The following is a 19,069-nucleotide window of genomic DNA, read 5'->3' as shown; positions in this document are numbered from 1 at the left end:
AAAACGCTTTTATCTCGAACAAAATTTAACCACGAAAGGTCAACACGCCCTAGTAGTATTTGATACAGTTATAAGCAAGAATTTAAACAAGAAAGGAATGTTTATTATGAAAAAAATTGCATTAATTCTATTTCTCGCGACTCAACTTATGGCCTGTACAGAAGTGGGCAGTGAAGCTTGGTGTACAGATATGAAAGAAAAGCCGAAAGGCGACTGGACTGCCAATGAAGCCGGTGATTTTGCTAAACATTGTGTTTTCTAAACACGGTTAAGCATTAATTAACGACACTTAGTAACACTGAGTGAAAGACGCTTTACGACGAACTGAGCACTCCACGCAACACAATAAACCCGAATAAGTGAGTTTGAGGATGGAACACCAACTAGGTAATGACTGGCAACACATCAACTGGGTATTAACCGACGTCGATGACACGCTCACTTGGCAAGGTTCACTCCCTCCAGAAACCCTGATTGCGTTACAAAAGCTGAGAGACAATGGAATCAAAGTGGTCGCAGTAACGGGAGCCTGTGCTGGTTGGTGTGACCATATTGCGCAGCTTTGGCCTGTCGATGCTGTGCTTGGAGAGAACGGCGCCTTCTTATTAGAGAAACAAGATGGTGCATTACAGCTTTCATCGGAAACACCACTAGAGCAAGTGCGCCAGAGCCAAACCAAGCTAAAACAACAAGTTGAAGCGATCTTGGCGAGTTACCCAGATCTATCCCTAACTCTGGACCAATCTTACCGCTTGTGTGAGGTCGCGATTGATATCGGCCAAAACCGTGAACCTGTTGACCCTGAAACTGTTCAAGCGGTACTCGAAAGAATACACGCTTTAGGCGCACACGCGACGGCAAGTTCGATTCATATCAATGCTTGGTATGGCGAACACTCAAAGAAAAACGCCGTGCACCGTTTCCTGGCTGATAAAGGCCTATCGCTTGAACAAATCCACAAGCAAGCGTGTTATGTCGGCGATTCAATGAATGATCAACAGATGTTCGAATCACTACCACTCACCGTTGGCGTGGCAAACATTAAGCATTATTGGGATAAGTTAGATCATCATCCAAGTCAGGTGATGTCGCAGCCGGGTGGCTATGGGTTTGCAGAATTTGTGGATGCACTTCTGAGGCTTAAAATTGAGACAGCGAAAAGCTAACCATCCCTGTCTAAACAAGCTTTCTGCCCATTCAAACAACATAAAAAAACGACCGCTAGGTAGACCGAAGTACCTAGGGTCGTTTGAGCTTCAAAATGCTAGATAAGCTCTTAACTTTGACACATCACACAAAACACGCTGCATTGCACCATATGTTTATATGAGTTTGTTACGGATGTGGATCACCACTGCTTCTGCAACGATAACCACTGCGAAGATACTCACTAATACCATCGAAACTTTTTGCCACTCAAAAAGGTTCTGCGCATCGTTTAGCACCACGCCAATACCACCAGCGCCTACTAACCCCAATACCGCAGATTCACGCACATTGATGTCCCAACGGAACAATACGATGGAATAGAATGCGGGCATCACTTGTGGCCAATACCCTTTAAGTAAAACGCTCATCCAAGAAGCGCCTGTCGCGCGTAAAGCTTCAATAGGCCCCATGTTCACTTCAGCAATTGCTTCCGCTAACAGCTTCCCTACAAAGCCGATACTACGAATGGCAATTGCCATAATGCCTGCGAGAACACCGGGGCCAAACAGTGCGATGAACAGCAATGCCCAAACCAATGAGTTCACAGAACGTGAAGACACGAGAAAGAATTGAGCAATCCAGTTCAAGGCTTTATTCGGAGTGATATTTGGCGCGTTCATCAGTGCCAAAGGGATCGCAAATACCAAGGTAAACAAGGTACCTAACGTCGCGATATGCAGTGTCTCAATCATCGCTGCGTGAATCGACTCAGGATAGAACGCGTAATCCATTGGCACCATTCGTTCGAACATGTCAGCAAACTGCGCTGGTGCGTCGTATAGGAACTCAGGAATCACTTCAACGGTTTGCCAAGACCAAACAATCGCACACACTAAGCTCAGGTAAACGGCAAATCGAGCCACGCGTTCGTTTGGTGTAAAGCGCTGCCACTCTTTATCGATAGATGCAGTTGTCATTAGAAGATTCTCCTAACAATGTTGGAAAGAAATTCACCCACAAGAATCAATGCGATAATGGTGATCAAAATAGCGGCAACGAAGTCGTAATCAAAACGTTGGAATGCTGAGAAAAGCGTACCGCCAAGACCACCCGCACCCACGATGCCAACCATGGTTGAATTACGTAGATTTGAATCAAGCTGGTAACTAGCAAAGCCAATGAAACGAGTAAATACCTGTGGCATAACCGCGTACAGAATGACGCTGACAAAGCTCGCCCCCGTTGCTTTAATCGCTTCAACCGGTTTAAAAGAGATCTCTTCAATGGCTTCAGCGAAAAGCTTGGCAATAAAACCAATCGATGCGAATACCAAAGTCAGGATCCCAGCAAGGGCACCGAAACCCACCGCTTTCACAAATAGAATGGCAATGATCACTGGGTGGAAAGAGCGACACAGTGCGATGAAGCCACGAATAGGTGTCGATACAATCGAAGGCATCATGTTTCGTGCGGCCAGTAAGCCAAGAAACAGTGAAATGATGATGCCGAAGAAACTCGAAATGATCGCTATCTGTAAGCTCTCCGCTAAGCCACTTAGCAGTAGATTAGTACGCGAGAAATCTGGCGGGAACATTCTTGATAGTAACCGCTCACTTTCACCAAAACCGATGATCAAACGATCGAGGGTCAGCCCTAACGTCGAGAAACTGTAAAACAGATAAGCAACTATCGCAGCGATAATTGCACGGTTAGTCCATGAGGTTTTGAACGGATTTTCATGCTTCGTTGGCGACTGGTTTGACGGTACGCTTGGCGATGAACTTGGGGTTAATCCAGCCATGACTCACCCCCGTAAATGATTTTTAGATCTTCTTCTGAGATCCCTTCAGGGCTGCCGTCATAATGAACTTTACCGTTACACATGCCGATGATGCGCTTGGCATAACGCTTGGCTAAGTTCACATCGTGGATGTTAACCAACACGGGAATGTTTTTCTGTTCTGCGAATGTCTCCATCAACTCCATGATCTCAACCGCGGTTTTCGGGTCGAGTGATGAAGTCGGTTCATCCGCCAATAAGATATATGGGTCTTGCATAACGGCGCGAGCGATACCGACACGCTGTCTTTGGCCGCCCGATAAACTGTCGGCACGTTGGTTGGAAAAATCTTGTAGGCCTACAAATTCAAGTAACTCGAACGCTTTTGCTAAGTCTTGCGCAGAGTAATTACGACGCCATGCATTCCAAGCGGTCATGTAACCCAAACGGCCACTTAACACGTTCTCGATAACCGTTAAACGTTCGACGAGGTTATATTCTTGGAACACCATGCCGATGTGTCGACGTTGTTTACGTAGCGCTTGGCCTTTTAGTTGAGTCAGGTCTGCGCCATCAAATATGATCTCACCTTGGCTTGGATCGTTGAGTCGGTTGATACAGCGCAGAAGCGTACTTTTACCGGTACCAGATGGACCAATGATCGCGATGATGCCTGGCTCATCGATATCAATATTAATGCCTTTAAGGATTGGCTTGCCTGCCACGTATTCGTGGAAAAGGTTGTTTATCTTTATTCCTTCATAGCTTGCTACGGCCATACTGCATTTCCTTGTGCGAATTTTAGAATGATCTATGCCCTACCCGCGAGGGCATAGATATTTAGTTGAAGTAGGTGTTTTTAAAGAACTAAGTCTTTCTAAAACTTAGTCTTCTAATAAAAAAGAACTAGCCGTTGTTTGCTTGTTTTGCTAGCTCAGCGGCTTTTTTCTTTGCTCGTTTAGCCGCATCTTTTTCAGCCAATTTCTTCAAGCCAGTTTTGGTGTAAGCCGTACCTGTCGCATGAGCGATATCACGAATCACATCCCACTCTTCTTTGTAGCTGATTGGCGAGAAACGGTCGGCACCTTTAAACGATGCGCTCATTTCTGGTGTAAAGCGGTAGCTAAAGAAAGCTTCGTTGATCTTCTCAACCAGTTCTGGTTTTAGGTTGTAAGCATAGCCAAACGCAGACGTTGGGAAGCGTGGGCTACGGTAGATGATCTTCAGTTCAGAATCGTCAACACGACCTGCTGCTACCATACGATCGTACACGTCCGATGCCACAGGTGCTGCGTCATAATCTCCATTGAAGACGCCTAGAATCGATTGGTCATGCTTACCTGAGTAAAGCACTTTGTAATCTTCATCTGGCACTAAACCTTTCGCTGGGAATAACGCACGTGGAGCTAGGTTGCCAGAGTTGGAAGATGCAGAAGTGTGTGCAACCTTTTTGCCTTTCAGATCAGACATCTTGTTAATGCCGCTGTCTTTACGCACAATCGTGATTAGGTTGTAACCTTGGAAGCCAGACTCATCGCCTTTCACCGCAATTGGAACGTAACCTGCTAAGTTAACTGCGTAGCCTGTTGGGCCCGTAGAGAAACCTGCAACGTGCAGTCGACCAGAACGCATCGCTTCTACTTGCGCAGAGTTCGAGTGAACTGTGTAGTAAATCACTCGCTTACCTGTGATTTTACTTAAGTGAGCTTGGAAATCCGCAAACGCATCTTTGTACAACGCAGGGTCTTCTACAGGCGTGTAAGTAAACACAAGCGTACTTGGGTCATTCCACTCGTCTGGGTTCTTTGGTGAATCGGCCACCAAATCTTGGTTTTCATCACAGTATCGATCGTCTAACACACCACGGCTAGAGCAGTCGCTTGCCATAGCCATTGAAGGAAGTAGTAATGAGCTAGCGATTAACAGTCCTTTAACACTGATTTTCATATTCAAACCTTACTTTTACTTATTGTTGAAAGTCACCTTAGCTACTGCAGCCTTTGTGCCACCTTTTTATATCTTTAATTTCAAAGACTTAAATAAAACTCCAAACTTTCAAATTACTTTTGAGTCATAAGTGTCCAACTCAAAACCAATCATTTGGGTCATTTCTGTCCCACCAATTTCAGTGGTAAAAAAAAGAGCCCGAAGGCTCTTTGGTTCACTGCTTTTTCTCTTATTATTCTTTGGCTAAGCGCTCTCTATACAAACGCTATAATTAGCGACGTAACAGCGCTCTCAGAATCGCCTATGCGTCGCTGTCCATGCAGTTAGCGTAATAAGTTACCGTTGCAGGCCAATCGCTGAATACGCCCATCACACCCACATCTTGTGCCAGCACATCAAGCATTTTCATCATGTCGCCATCATTGTTGATGCCGTCTTTCACGCTCTTGTAGTACCAACCACCACCTTGCGCTAGCGGGCCAGAACGTTCCAGTGTCCATGCGATAATGTCGAGGTCTGCATCCTTAGCCAGTTTCGCGTAGTTAGACGCCACTAATTCGTTGTTCTTATCAAGTTCAACCAAAGCAAACAGAGGTGGTGCGATGATATTCACGCCCGCATCGTGTAGCTCTTTCATGTTTTCAACAGACGCGACAAAGTCCGCTTGTTCGTAAACACGGTCATCAAGATAAACCGCTTGTTTGCCGAACTTCGGTGTTTCATTGATCCAATACTTCACATCATCCAAGTTGAATGACTGTAGGTAAGTCTCTGAAGGCTCAAAACCCGCCTCTTTCAGTTCATCCACCAACTTCTGCGCATACATCTCTTGGCTAAATCCATTGAAAGGCATATCTACCGCTGCTGATTTCAATTCAGGAGTGACCTTCACGCCGTGCTCTTTAAACAGTGCTGCACTTTCTGCGTGTGTCATCAGTGTCCCATTTTGGCTGTAAAGATCGGTTCTCCAACCTGGAGTCCCGTTCATGTACTCTTCAACCGTGGTGGCTTTTGGGTTCGCACCATCCATTTTACCTTTGAGCGTCTTAAACTCAGCCAGCGTGAAATCAGAAGTACGGCACTCAACCTGTGCATCTTCGCCTGTCGCGGGGTTTGCTGGTGTAAATGGGGTTGAGCACTTCTTAGCGAGATCGGGATGCGCCAAAACATCGGTTGTGGTGTGTAGATCACTTTGCGAGTGACGACATACCAACGCTTTATCTTTAGTAAAAGTGACATCGCACTCCACTACGCCCGCGCCCATTTGAATCGCTGCTAAGTAGGATTCCTTGGTGTGCTCAGGAAACTGCATCGCAGCTCCGCGATGTCCAATAGAAAAATCACTACGGTGAAAAGGTCCTTCACTGCAACTCAACAGCTTGGTTTTCAAAGGGCTCTCATCCATATTGTTCACTAAAAAGAGGGGACGAGGACCTAAGTCGGCTGATTCTGCTGCGGCCCATGCCGTCATCGAGCTCACACCTAGTATCAGAGCAATCGAACCTTTCAGTATTTGCTTCATGTTTGTATCTCCTTGCAACAAGCAATTATTTTTCTAACTTCCTTTATTCGATCATTCAGTGTTGGATAGCTATCATATATAGATAGCTGTCATATATATTTTGACTTAGCACCGAATAACCTCATGTGAACGTATGCCACAATGTAGTAATTGCATGCATTATGCCAAATGTTAAAGCCCTTTTATTACAATCACTTGAAACGGTTAACCATTCGACTAAAAGTTAATTGGGTCATTGTTGTCTTGTGCTTTTATTAAGCGAATGGATGAACCAGTTAGGCCTTGAAGCTCTCTTTATCCAATTGGTGTTTCTTCATTTTTCGATAAAGGGTTTTACGCGGTAAATTCAGCTTGCTTGATACCTCGTTAATGTTGCCAGCGCTTTCAATAAGCGCCTCAGTCAGAACATTTCGTTCGTACTGCTCCATCTGTTTTTCAAAGGCAAAATCTTCTCCGGACGTTTCACAAATTGGTGATTGAAGATCGAAGCCATCACCAACAATACCAAGTACAAATCGGTCGGCGACATTGCGTAATTCACGCACGTTACCCGGCCATTCGTGTCGACATAGCTGCTGTATTTGTTCAGGGTAAATCGTTGACGGACGCGTCTTGTATTTATGACTCGCTTGAATCACAAAATGGCGGAATAACACCTGAATGTCTTCTTTGCGTTGACGCAATGCGGGAAGGTTTAAGCTAGCAATATTAAGACGATAGAAGAGATCGGCTCTGAACTCCCCCGTTTCACTCAGGCTCGCGAGATCAGCTTTGCTGGCGGCTACCACCACAATATCGACCGGGATTAACTCGTTACCACCAACGCGCTCAATCATTCTTTCTTGAATGACGCGCAACAGTTTAATTTGCACCGCAATTGGCATGCTTTCGATTTCATCAAGGAACAGAGTTCCGCCATTGGCTTGTTCTATTTTTCCAATGCGCTTCTTGTTGGCACTGGTAAACGAACCCGCTTCATGACCAAACAACTCACTTTCGATAATGCTTTCAGTCATGCCGCCACAGTTGATCGCGACAAAGGGCTTCGCCTTACGACGGCTAAATTGATGCAAGGCGCGAGCAATCACCTCTTTGCCCGTTCCTGTTTCGCCGTTGATGATGGTATCAACACCAGTATGAGACAGTGCGAGCACTTGCTTGCGTATCGTATCCATCGCTTTTGATTGGCCAATAACCACCGTTTCAATCGGTAACTCAGCTTCCTCATCGCCGCCTATAATTGCAGGGCAGTTGTGCTGAGATTGTGCCAACGCTAAATCGAGCTTCTCTACCAACTCACTAGCATTCAGTGGTTTTTCTAAAAAGTCGAAAGCTCCTAGCTTCATTGCCTCTATCGCCATGGGAATATCGCCATGGCCACTCATCAACAAGACAGGGACGTTAGCGGCTCTATGTTGAATGGAACTCAGTAACGTAAGCCCATCCACCTGTGGCATTCGTACATCACACAATACAACCGACTGGCTGTTTGCTTTGAGCGATTTAAGGCCAAGGTTAGGGTCGGTAAAAGTGGTAACGCTAAACCCTTCTAGCTCCAACATCTCGCTCACGGCTTCAACAACATCGATTTCATCATCGATAAGAACTATGTGTTTTTCTGCAGTCATGAGGCTATGCCTTTTGGTAGAGTGACGATAAAAGTAGTGCCTTGGTGTTCAACTGATTCCACGTGAATCGAGCCGCCAAAGTCTTTTATGATGTTGTATGCGATAGACAAACCGAGCCCAAGCCCCTTACCTGTTGTCTTGCGGGTATAAAATGGGTCAAACAGATGCGGAATATCCTCTTCAGGTATCCCTAACCCGTTGTCCATCACCAAAATCTGAATGGTATTCGAATGCTCTTGAGTAGAGATGCTGAGCTCTGGTTGCTCTCTATATTCGATGGCATCCAGAGCATTGCTGATCAAATTCACCAGAACCTGTTCTAAGCGAATGCTGTTAGCTCGAACCGTCTGGCTACTTTGGGGCGAATACAGAATCGACACAGCGCTCTGTCGGGTTTCAAACAGGTCAATCGCATCACCAATCACCTTCTCCAGTTCTACGCTATCAATCTTGCCATCGCTCTTACGTGAGAAGGCCTTTAGGTGACGAGTTATCGCTGCCACTTTATCTAACAAGACCTCGATCTTTTTCAGGTTCTCTTCTGCCCTGTCTGGCCTTTGCTTGCCTAACCATAATTGAGCACTTCGAACGTGACTATTTACTGCGGTCAGAGGTTGATTGATCTCGTGCGTGATCCCGACACTTAATTGTCCCAACGCGGCTAATTTTCCGGCTTGAATGAGTTCATCTTGAGTAACACGTAGCTTGGCTTCGGCTAAGGTTCGCTCTTCAACCTCAGCCTCTAATTTTCGATTGGTTTGCTTAACGACTTTGCCCGTGGTCTGGAATACCTTTAGGTACTTGGCCATTTGCGTCACTTCGTCTTTGCCACGAATAGAAACTTCGGTATCTAAATGGCCGGTAGAAATCGCGAACATGTTGTCTTTGAGCTGTAAAAGCCTTTCTAAAATACTCTTACGTACGTAGAACCACGAAATGGCAGCGGCAGCCAACACGCTAAACAGAGAAAGAAAAAGAGAGAGTTGTTGGTTCGATTGTAAAGACAGCTGCGCCTGCTGAATCGATTGGTCAATATTGCTATTCACCTTGCTAGTGTTGCTTTCGATCTGCACGGTTAATTGGTTCAAATGCTCGCGGCTGTTTTGCAGGAAGTATTGCTCTTGATAGAGATGATCGAGCGCTTTGTTTTTCATCCCATACAAGCTGCTATCACTTGAGGCAAGGTTATAGATCACTGTGAGTTGATGATCTAACTCAGGAAAATCACTTCTTAAATCACCACTGACCCAGAGCTTCCACCACTCTTCCCCGACTTGTTCTAGACGGTAACTGGTGTAATCGAGCTCATTAAAGCTTGAGTCGTTATACAGCTTCTCTACTAAGCCTAATTGATAATAAAGCAGAGATTTCAACTGAGTATATTGGATTTGATCTTTGGCTGGGTCAGGCAAACTGTCAAGTGAGTCACTGGCTTGTTGCAACAGAGGATAAAAACCCTCAAGCAAATTACGAAGTTCTTGATTGAGTTGTTCTGACTCAATCTCACTTTGATACAACAGGCTCAGACTATTATTAACTTGGGCGATAAGATCTTTAAAATAGGCGTGATAATCAGGAAACTGAACCATAACGCTATTCATCACTGAAATGGCCTCTTCAATTTTGAGCATCGCCTGCTTACGTTCTATATTCGATTCAGCGTCACTGAGCTGAGATGAGGTCGTGATAATCACACGCACCATGTCATTGAGGCGTGCAGCGTTATCTAAGGCGGGGATTTCACTCTCTTTTAATTCAACGAGGCGTTGGTTTAGATCGTCAAAAGTAAAGCTAGAAACAACCGAAAGGAAGATGGTTGTCATCGATAACATAGCCAATGCCAACACCAAGCGCAGTTCAATGCCTTTCCAACCAAACCACTTGCGACGCGGGATTTTGATCGAAAACAGGCGTTCAAAACTGTCTTTGTTTTCTATCACCTCGGAGACATGACTACTCACTCGCTCCACCTTCTCTCATCATAAAATCAACAGGATCCGTCAATGATTCAATCAGTTAGGTGGTTTACCTATTTAATCTTACATCTAATAGTTTTAGTGAAACTATTAAACGAGGAGTAATCATTAACATTTCACATAAGATATCATAACAATTATTTTATAAATCTTGAGCTGTCTGTTTTGCGATAATAGAAGGTGACCTCACCGACAGAAACGCGATTACTTTATCAATCCCTGTCGGAGGACATTTTAGTTTGAGCACTTCCAATAACGTCTGATCATTTATCATAGAGATTGATCGTATTGGGCTTATCATTCGCAAAACGGTCTTGAATCTAAACTTTCAGACAAATTAGCAATAATGGAAAATCATTGAGTCTCGCAGTGTAGGACACTACCTATGTCGAAATAGGATGGATGTATAAATAATGCAGAACAACCATGTCAGGTTGGAGAAGATAGTGAGGTATTTAGAATCTCACCTTGATCAGCCTATGGTAATAGAAGAGCTATTATCAAAATTTTACTTCTCTAAATACCATTTTCATCACCTGTTCCGCGCCTATTATGGCGAGGGGCTATATGCGATGCGTAAGCGCCTGCTTTTAGAGAGGGCTGCTCGAAGTATAGTTTATGGGGTTGAGAGCATGACTGAGATTGCTTTTTCTTGTGGCTATGAAAACCAAGCTTCTTTTAATAAGGCGATACGAAAGCAGTTCTCTTGTACACCATCATATATTCGTCATCAAAAAACAGTTCCTGCCTTTAAAAGGCAACAACTCACTAGTTTTGAGGACATAAAGATGAATATAAACGTTGTCGATTGCAAGTCTACGGAAGTCCTGTATTCCAGAGGTAGTGGCAAATATGCCAAGGCCTTGCACAAAGGTACTTACGAGAAGCTCTCTGAAGCATACAGCTATTTACTCTTAGAATGGCTACCAGACAGTGGGTTTGAACTGCGAGACCAACCATGCTTTGAGGTGTACCTGAATCGAGACCCAAGACGAACTAAACCTGAGAATTTGAAAACCGGAATCTATATTCCGATCAAGTAACTAAGAGAGCTTCTCTTGAGTCAGTCACTCTTGAGTCAGTCACGACTGGCTCATTTTTGCCCCATTATGGTTTAGAGCATAAGCTCATACATGTTCTGTTTATGTGTGTTTGCCTTACAAAAAGTTATCCAAAGTCAGCACGTTCAAAAATTATGCCTCACCGTGCATTCTAACTTTTCAAATTGCTCACTAACCTATTGAATACTTAAACAAAAGACCGCATTATATCTATATAAATAACGGCTTAGCGCCGCATAGAGAGCGTTAGCCCTACCGGAGGAAAATAATGAAATCAGCGGTATTAGTTATTGATGTTCAGTCGATTCTATTCGATCCAGAACCTAAACCATTTGAATCACAAATCGTACTCACCAAAATTAATGAGGTTACAAATTTGGCGCGTGCTAAGTCTGTCCCAGTTATCTTTATCCAACACGAGCAACCTGAATCTGTTATTGAATACGAAAGCGCTGGCTGGGCATTGCAATCGAGTTTAGTTACACAAACTAATGATCATTTCGTTCGCAAGACAACACCAGACTCGTTCTTGAATACTAATCTTCAAAGTGTCTTGAATGAACTCGATGTAGATAGCTTAATTGTGTGTGGTTATGCCTCAGAGTTTTGCGTTGATACCACCATTCGCAGAGCAGCAGGTTTAGGCTATCCCGTAACTTTGGTTTCGGATGCTCATACAACTCATGATAAGGAACACACCAGTGGGGCTAAAATTCGAGAGCACCACAATGCTACGTTGCCTAATATTTCTAGTTTTGGTGTCAAAATCGAAGTGGTAGAGGCACACAACCTTTGGGCATAGGGCTAATAAGGTTTTGCCCCATTAATCGGTTAGATTAAATACTCTACTCATTTTTGGGGCGTGCATTTTTCCTAATAAAAGTTATTCGATGGAGTTGATAATTGTTCATTCTCGTCATTAAAAGACATCTTGCAGTCTAACTTCCCTTCATGTGGTATAACTTATTGACTATCAGTTGATTTAATATAAAAAAGACAGCACTATCGAAGGATGAAAGACGACTATGTGTCGCCTAATAAGCGTTAGGTTTGTTGGTAAGTTCATGGAATTAAGAAGATTTCAATCTCATCATTTAAATGTTGTAGAGAAGCTGTATCTAGAATCACGACTAGCGACTTTTACATGGTTGGATACAGTTGAATTTGACCTATCAGATTTTGACCGGGATACAGAGGGCGAAAGTATTTGGGTGGCAATTGAATCAAACAAAGTTGTCGGTTTTGTCTCAATTTGGGCACCTGAATGCTTCATTCACCATCTATTTGTTAGTCCTCGTAAGCTACGTGGTGGTGTTGGATTAAAACTGCTAGACCTTGCTAAGCAACAGTATCCAAGCTTAAGCCTCAAGTGCCTTAGTCAAAATATCAATGCCACTGAGTTCTATTTATCTCAGGGTTTTACCATTACCGAAACGGTAGGCAATGGTGCGGAAAGCTATCATCTAATGCAGTGGAAATCACAAACCATACAAACAATTTAAGAGTGATTCCCCACGCTTGGCATTTTTGACTTGGGTCTAGTTCAGTGTTTACGGTGCCCAAATTAAGTGCAGTGGTCGCGTGGCTCACACCTTAATTGGGCTTAAAACTTTCAAGGGAATGTACAGATGGAAGTAAATGAATGTATCTCTTTTATTATGCTCAATGGTTCTGAGGTACTGCTGGAAAAACGTAGTGAGCAAAAAGAAACGGACCCCGGTTTGATTACTATACCTGGTGGTCATATTGAATGCGGTGAAACTCAAATTCAGGCGTTGTTCCGTGAGTTAAATGAGGAGCTCAATGTTATTCCAACTGAATACAAGTATTTATGTTCCTTGTTCCACCCAACGAAAGAGCTACAATTGATCCATTATTTCATTGTTAGCGCTTGGACAGGAGATATTTCAGCTCAAGAGGCTGATGAAGTTAGGTGGTATTCATTGGATGCGAATCACGTTGGAATAGCTGCTGACAGCATTGCTCTTAAAGAAGTGGATCGGGTTAGTCGCTATCTTTGAGTACTGTTCTAACAGATAAGGATTAAGCGTTGCGTTGCCAACGTTAAATCCCAAGTGTTGAACAAGCCTGAGCCTCTATATAAGTAAATTGTAAGATCTACATGTCAGTTTTGCGATTTGTCATACCTGTAGTTATGGATGGTTTTCTAATTTAGTAAAGTAGCTGGCACGTTTTTGTCCATTTCCGTTTTCGCGTATAAGTACGAGTTCGAAGAGAACCGAATTTTGCCCAAATATAGCTAATCTGACACCTCAAATTCACAAAGTATGAAAAATGGGTATCATTGTGCGGTTCGTTTTCCAAATCAAAATTGCTTTTTATGCCCTGTAAATCGCTCTGAAAGTGTCACAAACTTACAAGGTGTTATGGAAGCAATTGCCTTGAACAAGCGTCCAAAATCTTAGCTAAGAGCGCTTGAGGGCTTTTGAGGGCTATTTTTGATAGCTAACTCGCCCGTTTAACATAATAGGAATAATCGACACCGACAGAACGTTTAGTTCTTAAATTAAATAATTAGTACGGCATCACACTTTGCAATACTAATTACTAATTATCACAGATTAGCAACCGCGAGGGGCACGATTGGTCAATCTTTCTCCATACGGCATGGTATGAATTTCTCTAACCTCTCCAAAGCTCACATCTATGACCAATCGTGGGTATTCATCATAAAACCAATGGTCAATTTTTCCTACTGCGCTGGGCCCTGGTGAATACCAAATGCCATTCATTTTTTTGCTGCATGGCCATGAAACGTGATAAGTCCTTTTGCGATCAGGGAATCCTAAGGTTTCAATTAAGTCCCCTTGTGTCGCTTTTTTCTTGAACGGAAGTTCGACAACCTTAGAGGTTAGTACCTTCTGTTTATTATTTACCTTAACTGTAAGATCTATATCTTCAGTATCAGAACTTGAAATATTCCATTTTTGTAGTGATTCTTCGTAATAAATTTTTTTATTAGAGGTTATTTCAATTTTGCGTGGTTTACCTTCGATCTCAAAGTAGCCAGCTGTATCGTAATAATAACTACCATTCTCATAAAGAAATACCTCAAGCCATTTATCAGACCAATAGCTGACTTCCTCACCTTTCATCTTATATAGTGATGGAATCTTATTAAAAATACGCACGCTAACCTTGTCGAAAACAAGAAACTTTTCAATATTAGTATCTTCATTAGGAGGATTAGTTAATGTTTCTTTCTGTTGGGGGGGATAAGTATAAGTTGATTGGCAGCCAACCAATAAAAAATAAAAACCCAAGCTATTGATTATTCTTGTTATTTTCATAATTGCATCCATTTAGTTGGCAGGAGTCCAAGCTCTTACTTTAGAACCACAACCTTCTAGAACAATATCTTTTTCTACTAATCCTTCAGCTTTAAGTCTCAATCGAGTACTGCTGTCTTTCTTACAATTCAGCTTATATACAGGTCTTATGGTCTCCCTATCTGTCCCAATTTTAGTCAACGAACTATAAATGCTACTCATTGCTTACTTTCCTTGGCTTAATTTTACATTAATGTAACTATACTTCTCTCGTTGATATGATTCAAAAAAATTGGAATATCTGCCTACTTAACAATACTTTACTATGGTAGTCGTAAAGCGTTTCGGCTTTGCTGAGTAAGATTTAGATCACTTTGGCGGCCTTTTCCGTTACTGCCTCACGGGCATTTAACGTACTGGCACTTAATACGCACCTAAACATAAACCAATCTTTTTGCTAGTACGATTTTACTTATCGCATTAGCTCTTTACAACTAGCTTTACCATACCTTTAGTTATTCATGAATTGCTAATTTAGGGAAGTCACTGGCAAACTTTTGTCCAAAAGTTCGCGTGCCTACCTATAGCCTGCATCATCAATACTGAACGCTAAGCCACCTTAAAGAATGATCATTCCATCTCGATAAGTCAGTGCTGGCGAAACATCTTGGCCAAGTAATACAGGGCCATCAAGGTCGACTATTTTAGATTGAACCGCAATAGGCAGCGCTGCCCGCATCGCCAATGAGGTGCCTAGCATACAACCCGACATCAGAGTAAAGCCGAGCCTTTGAGCTTCTTCAGCAAGTACCAAGGCTTCGGTCAAACCGCCCGTTTTATCGAGCTTGATGTTGACCATTTCATACTTACCCAACAGCGATGAGAGCTGTGAAGTGGTATGACAGCTTTCATCAGCACACAGTGGGATCGGGTGCTTGATGTGTGCCAGTGATGCATCGTGCTGCTGTGGAAGAGGTTGTTCGATCATCGCAATATCAAACTCTGTTAGTTGATTAAACAACTCTTCGAGATTCAGCCCCGTCCACGCTTCATTGGCATCCAGTACAATCTGAACATCGGGTGCCACTTCTCGTACCGCGCAAACACGCTCTATCACTTGCTCTCCATCAAGCTTCACTTTTAAGAGTTTCGCTCCATTTGCGACATAGTCTCGAGCCTGAGTCGCCATCGCTTCTGGAGTGCCAATCGAGACTGTCATTGCAGTCACTATTTGAGCAGGTAACTCAAACAAGCTATTTGGAAACACCTGTTCTTTCTGCTTAGCTTCGAAATCCCAAAGCGCACAATCGACCGCATTTCGCGCTGCCCCTCCGGTCAATAAAGACTGAAGATGATCTCTTAGCTCTGCGGGATCGGTAACGCCTCGCTCAAACATACCTTCAAGGGCACTAGACGCTTGTTGGATTTGCGCTAACACAGACTCCGATGACTCGCCGTATCGTGGGTAAGGCGTGCATTCGCCCTGAGCTTGTTTGCCATAATGTTCAATATAAACACGAACAACGTGACACTCAGTTCGGCTGCCACGAGAGATGCGAAAAGGTGTTTGCATCGCGATAGTAATAGGTTCTGCTGTAATCTTCATAATTTCACTCGATTGATGTTCGCTTTAACAAATGGAAACGTAGAAATGATGAAATCGTTAAAGTGAATGTCGCAAATGATCAGTAATATTTTGTACACCAAAACGAACCGGGTCCGTCACGGGTACTTGATAGAGTGTGGTCCATTCTTGGCATAATGTCTCAGCGTCTTCAGTGCTAATCGCCGACGTGTTCAAACAAATGCCAACCAGTTTCACGTCTGGATTGGTCAGTCGCGCTGCTTGCAAGTTGGCTTCAATCGTCTGTTCTATGCTTGGCAATTGAGCATGAGGAAGGTTACGAATATGAGGTCGCCCAACTTCATGACACAGCACTAAGGCATCCGCTTGTGCGCCATGTAAAAGACCCAAACTCACGCCTGCAAACGAAGGGTTGAACAAAGAGCCTTGCCCTTCAATGATATCCCAATCGTGGTCGGTAAAATCAGGGCTAATCGCTTCAACTGCGCCAGAAATAAAATCCGCAACCACAGCATCAATCGAAATACCGCAGCCTTCAATCAAGATACCCGTCTGCCCTGTCGCTTTGAACTGAGCGGATGTACCTGACTCTTTAAGCGACTTTTCGATAGCTAAAGCTGAAAACATTTTGCCGACTGAGCAATCTGTTCCGACAGTAAGCAGGCGCTTACCTTGACGAGGCTTACCGTTACCAACATTAAGAACACCGTCAAAATGACGTACATCATGAAGCTTAGTCAATCCGTGTTGCTGCATGTCAGCAAGCGGTGAAAATTCACTCAGTCGTTGGTGCATGCCAGATGCAATCTCAAATCCCATTTCTGCAGCTTCCATTATGGTTGACTGCCAAGAATCAGGAATGACGCCACCAGGGTTTGCTGTGCCAATCACTAGCGTTTTCGCGCCCTGTGCTTGCGCCTCTTGTAAGGTCATATCCGTTAAGCCAAGTGAAACGGTATCGCCCGTTAAACGCAGTTGGCCTATGCAGATTTCTGGGCGCCATTGATGAATACCACGGCCTGTTTTTGCGGCAAGTGGGTCAGTAACATCCCCAAGAAAAAGAAGGTAAGGTTGAGCAATAGACATGAGTGTCCCCAATTAATAAGTCCTTGTATGGATTTACTTTAATTAAGAACTTCGAAGCTGCCGAATACCTATTTATGGCGAGCCTATAACCTTAAGTTATAGGGTGAGTATGGCTCTTCAATGAAGCGATAAATTGCTTCACGGAAATCGACTGAGGGGTGTGCTCTGCGCAAAGCATCGATACCGAGAATTGGATATCTGGTTGAAGTCGCAACACACAGACCGCATCGTCATTTTGATACTGCTCTGCCGTCCACGGGTCAACGATCGCAAACCCTGCTTGGTGCTTCACCAGTTCCGCCGCAGCGCTGTATCCACGTACCGATATCGGATGGTGATAATGCTCATCTCGCGCAATAAGGCTTTGATGTAACAGGAGGCCTAATGGATCGCGGCTATCAAGCCCGATGATTGGCAAGGGATAATTGATCAGATCATCAAGGGTTAATTCAGTAGGTAACTGTTCAACTGTGTGGGAAGGAACCAGAACCTTGAGTGATTCAGTTAAGAGTGTTTCACTTAATATAGCCGGCGGTGTTTCGTCCCCAAACGCGATAGCAATATCGAGCTCATGCTTTAATAGCCCAGCACAAAGTTCATCACGGTTTGCAGTCAACAACTCAAAAGAGAGCTCTTGTTCACGAGACATTTGGGCTATTACCGGAGTCAGCAATTTGGTCGCCAGTATCGGCGGCGCACCAATACGTAAATGTTGATGTCCTTGCTTAACCTTATTCGTCAAAGAACGAAATTGACCCAGCTGTTGATAGACCTTTTCTGCTTCGGGCAGTAAGGTTTTTGCTTCGACCGTTGGCACCAACCGACCTTTCACTCGCTCAAACAATCCAAACCCAAGTTGTTGCTCTGTGTGTGCCAGAATACGAGTCACATTAGGTTGTGACACATGCAGATTACGCGCAGCCCCAGATACGGTTCCGGTTTGCATAATGGCGTAAAAGACTTCCAACTGTCTTAGGTTCACATTGATGTCCTTATGGTTCGCGAAACAAATCTAGGGGTTGGCTTTTCTTGTATTTGCTAAGCTGTTTATCGGTCTAGCTGTTTAATTAGCTGTCTGTCTATTTATCTACTTGGCTATTTGGCTATTTGGCTATTTGCGTGAGTTTATTTTAGTAACTCAGCTATCGTAGGTTGAAGCACCTCAGTCCAAGCTTGGTAAGCTTTAGCATTCAGATGCAGATCATCGCACGAGTACTCATTCGACAAAAGCTGATTAGGTGACAATACAGAATTCACATCTAAGAATGCAATGCCTTGCTGAGAACAGTACTCGCTTATCTTGCTATTGAGCAGTTCAACCGACGAATTCAAACCTTGCAGTTTAGAGCCAACATAAAGCGTTGATTGCACCAAAATTCGAATATCGTTTTCTTGCCACACTTCAAGCATATCAATGTAGTTCTGGTAGATATGTTCGACATCATAACCCTGAGCTAAATCGTTTATCCCTGCCATAAAACATACAAGCTTTGGTTTCACATTCAACGTGGTATCAATGCGGCGCAACATACCTGTTGTGGTATCGCCTGCTAGGCCACGATTGACCATTGAGACATCGCGAAAAATATCCGCCCACGGGGCCCACTCGGTGATCGAATCACCAAACATCACTAAGTCTGCATTTGGGGAAAAATGGCGGTGATTGTCTGATGTCATGATGTAACGGCTCATGCTGTGGCCTCGTTGTTGAATCTCAGACTGAAGAGCAACTGCCTTGAGGATATCACTATCCAGCGTAGTGCCATCAAATTGAGCCAGTAACCCTTCGATGTGTGGCTTAAAAGGGCTAAGACGAGTACTCAGTTGGTGGTGTTCTTTAAGGGAAGATAACCTCTCTAATAGTGCGTATAGAGAGCTATTTTGACCAACTTCTTGGAATAACTGATACAGATCGAGGACAGGGTGTTGTTGCAGCGCGGCAAGTAATTGCTTGTCTTCCATGGTGTTATCTAACCCTTCAATTATCTAATGATGAACCCAAGATAATATCCGATTGCTTACGGGATAGATAACATTAGAAACAG

Annotated in this window: 18 protein-coding genes; 6 read left to right on the top strand and 12 right to left on the bottom strand. The window is 43.7% G+C overall.

Going from position 1 to position 19,069, the window contains the following annotated elements; all coding sequences use genetic code 11:
* Positions 1-106 precede the first annotated feature (106 nt).
* Positions 107-262, top strand: a complete 156-nt coding sequence (locus AB6D80_RS10875) for a DUF3012 domain-containing protein (protein ID WP_004732998.1) — start codon at positions 107-109, stop codon at positions 260-262.
* A gap of 109 nt (positions 263-371) precedes the next feature.
* Entirely contained in the window at positions 372-1,166 is a 795-nt protein-coding gene (locus AB6D80_RS10870) for an HAD-IIB family hydrolase (protein WP_372188503.1), read from the top strand.
* Between the two features lie 156 nt (positions 1,167-1,322).
* Here AB6D80_RS10870 and phnE (AB6D80_RS10865) read toward each other — a convergent pair whose 3' ends face one another.
* The 7 genes from phnE (AB6D80_RS10865) to AB6D80_RS10835 all read right to left on the bottom strand — a co-directional run bounded on the left by phnE (AB6D80_RS10865) (position 1,323) and on the right by AB6D80_RS10835 (position 9,996).
* Positions 1,323-2,126, bottom strand: coding sequence for a phosphonate ABC transporter, permease protein PhnE (gene phnE / locus AB6D80_RS10865; RefSeq protein WP_017097992.1), 804 nt, complete (start codon positions 2,124-2,126; stop codon positions 1,323-1,325).
* Entirely contained in the window at positions 2,126-2,950 is an 825-nt protein-coding gene (gene phnE, locus AB6D80_RS10860; protein ID WP_102258239.1) for a phosphonate ABC transporter, permease protein PhnE, read from the bottom strand. The genes phnE (AB6D80_RS10865) and phnE (AB6D80_RS10860) overlap by 1 nt, the downstream gene beginning before the upstream one ends.
* Positions 2,938-3,708, bottom strand: coding sequence for a phosphonate ABC transporter ATP-binding protein (gene phnC / locus AB6D80_RS10855; protein WP_372188502.1), 771 nt, complete (start codon positions 3,706-3,708; stop codon positions 2,938-2,940). Before phnC ends, phnE (AB6D80_RS10860) begins: the two co-directional genes overlap by 13 nt.
* A 127-nt stretch (positions 3,709-3,835) precedes the next feature.
* Positions 3,836-4,876, bottom strand: a complete 1,041-nt coding sequence (gene phnD, locus AB6D80_RS10850) for a phosphate/phosphite/phosphonate ABC transporter substrate-binding protein (protein WP_004732989.1) — start codon at positions 4,874-4,876, stop codon at positions 3,836-3,838.
* Between the two features lie 301 nt (positions 4,877-5,177).
* Positions 5,178-6,398 (bottom strand): glycerophosphodiester phosphodiesterase family protein, encoded by a 1,221-nt coding sequence (locus tag AB6D80_RS10845; protein ID WP_372188500.1) that lies wholly within the window; start codon positions 6,396-6,398, stop codon positions 5,178-5,180.
* Positions 6,399-6,673: 275 nt separating this feature from the next.
* A complete protein-coding gene (locus AB6D80_RS10840; RefSeq protein ID WP_372188498.1) occupies positions 6,674-8,026 on the bottom strand; it encodes a sigma-54-dependent transcriptional regulator in 1,353 nt (450 codons plus the stop codon).
* Positions 8,023-9,996 carry an ATP-binding protein gene (locus AB6D80_RS10835; protein ID WP_372188496.1) on the bottom strand — a complete coding sequence of 658 codons (1,974 nt, stop codon included), beginning with the start codon at positions 9,994-9,996 and terminating at the stop codon, positions 8,023-8,025. The genes AB6D80_RS10840 and AB6D80_RS10835 overlap by 4 nt, the downstream gene beginning before the upstream one ends.
* Before the next feature lie 419 nt (positions 9,997-10,415).
* On the opposite strand from AB6D80_RS10835, the gene AB6D80_RS10830 reads away from it, so the two are divergent.
* From AB6D80_RS10830 to AB6D80_RS10815, 4 genes are all read left to right on the top strand, one after another.
* Positions 10,416-11,045, top strand: a complete 630-nt coding sequence (locus AB6D80_RS10830; protein WP_372188494.1) for a GyrI-like domain-containing protein — start codon at positions 10,416-10,418, stop codon at positions 11,043-11,045.
* Positions 11,046-11,331: 286 nt separating this feature from the next.
* Positions 11,332-11,865, top strand: coding sequence for a cysteine hydrolase family protein (locus tag AB6D80_RS10825; RefSeq protein WP_017097766.1), 534 nt, complete (start codon positions 11,332-11,334; stop codon positions 11,863-11,865).
* Positions 11,866-12,127: 262 nt separating this feature from the next.
* Complete coding sequence (locus AB6D80_RS10820; RefSeq protein WP_372188493.1) at positions 12,128-12,565, top strand: GNAT family N-acetyltransferase; 438 nt, start codon at positions 12,128-12,130, stop codon at positions 12,563-12,565.
* Positions 12,566-12,691: 126 nt separating this feature from the next.
* Entirely contained in the window at positions 12,692-13,084 is a 393-nt protein-coding gene (locus AB6D80_RS10815; protein ID WP_017097764.1) for an NUDIX hydrolase, read from the top strand.
* Between the two features lie 561 nt (positions 13,085-13,645).
* Here AB6D80_RS10815 and AB6D80_RS10810 read toward each other — a convergent pair.
* The 5 genes from AB6D80_RS10810 to AB6D80_RS10790 form a co-directional block, all read right to left on the bottom strand.
* Entirely contained in the window at positions 13,646-14,374 is a 729-nt protein-coding gene (locus AB6D80_RS10810; RefSeq protein WP_372045971.1) for a hypothetical protein, read from the bottom strand.
* Between the two features lie 598 nt (positions 14,375-14,972).
* Positions 14,973-15,959 (bottom strand): N-acetyl-D-Glu racemase DgcA, encoded by a 987-nt coding sequence (gene dgcA / locus AB6D80_RS10805; RefSeq protein WP_372188491.1) that lies wholly within the window; start codon positions 15,957-15,959, stop codon positions 14,973-14,975.
* A gap of 57 nt (positions 15,960-16,016) precedes the next feature.
* Positions 16,017-17,024 (bottom strand): N-acetyltransferase DgcN, encoded by a 1,008-nt coding sequence (gene dgcN, locus AB6D80_RS10800; protein ID WP_372188488.1) that lies wholly within the window; start codon positions 17,022-17,024, stop codon positions 16,017-16,019.
* Between the two features lie 91 nt (positions 17,025-17,115).
* Positions 17,116-18,006 (bottom strand): LysR family transcriptional regulator, encoded by an 891-nt coding sequence (locus AB6D80_RS10795; protein WP_372188487.1) that lies wholly within the window; start codon positions 18,004-18,006, stop codon positions 17,116-17,118.
* 143 nt (positions 18,007-18,149) lie between these two features.
* Complete coding sequence (locus AB6D80_RS10790) at positions 18,150-18,986, bottom strand: SGNH/GDSL hydrolase family protein (protein WP_372188485.1); 837 nt, start codon at positions 18,984-18,986, stop codon at positions 18,150-18,152.
* Between the last annotated feature and the right edge of the window lie 83 nt (positions 18,987-19,069).

The sequence above is a fragment of the Vibrio sp. 10N.247.310.17 genome, from assembly GCF_041466605.1.
Classification (GTDB): domain Bacteria; phylum Pseudomonadota; class Gammaproteobacteria; order Enterobacterales; family Vibrionaceae; genus Vibrio; species Vibrio tasmaniensis_A.
Note: the sequence above shows the minus strand (reverse complement) of the source record. Positions and strands in the feature narration are given on the sequence as shown.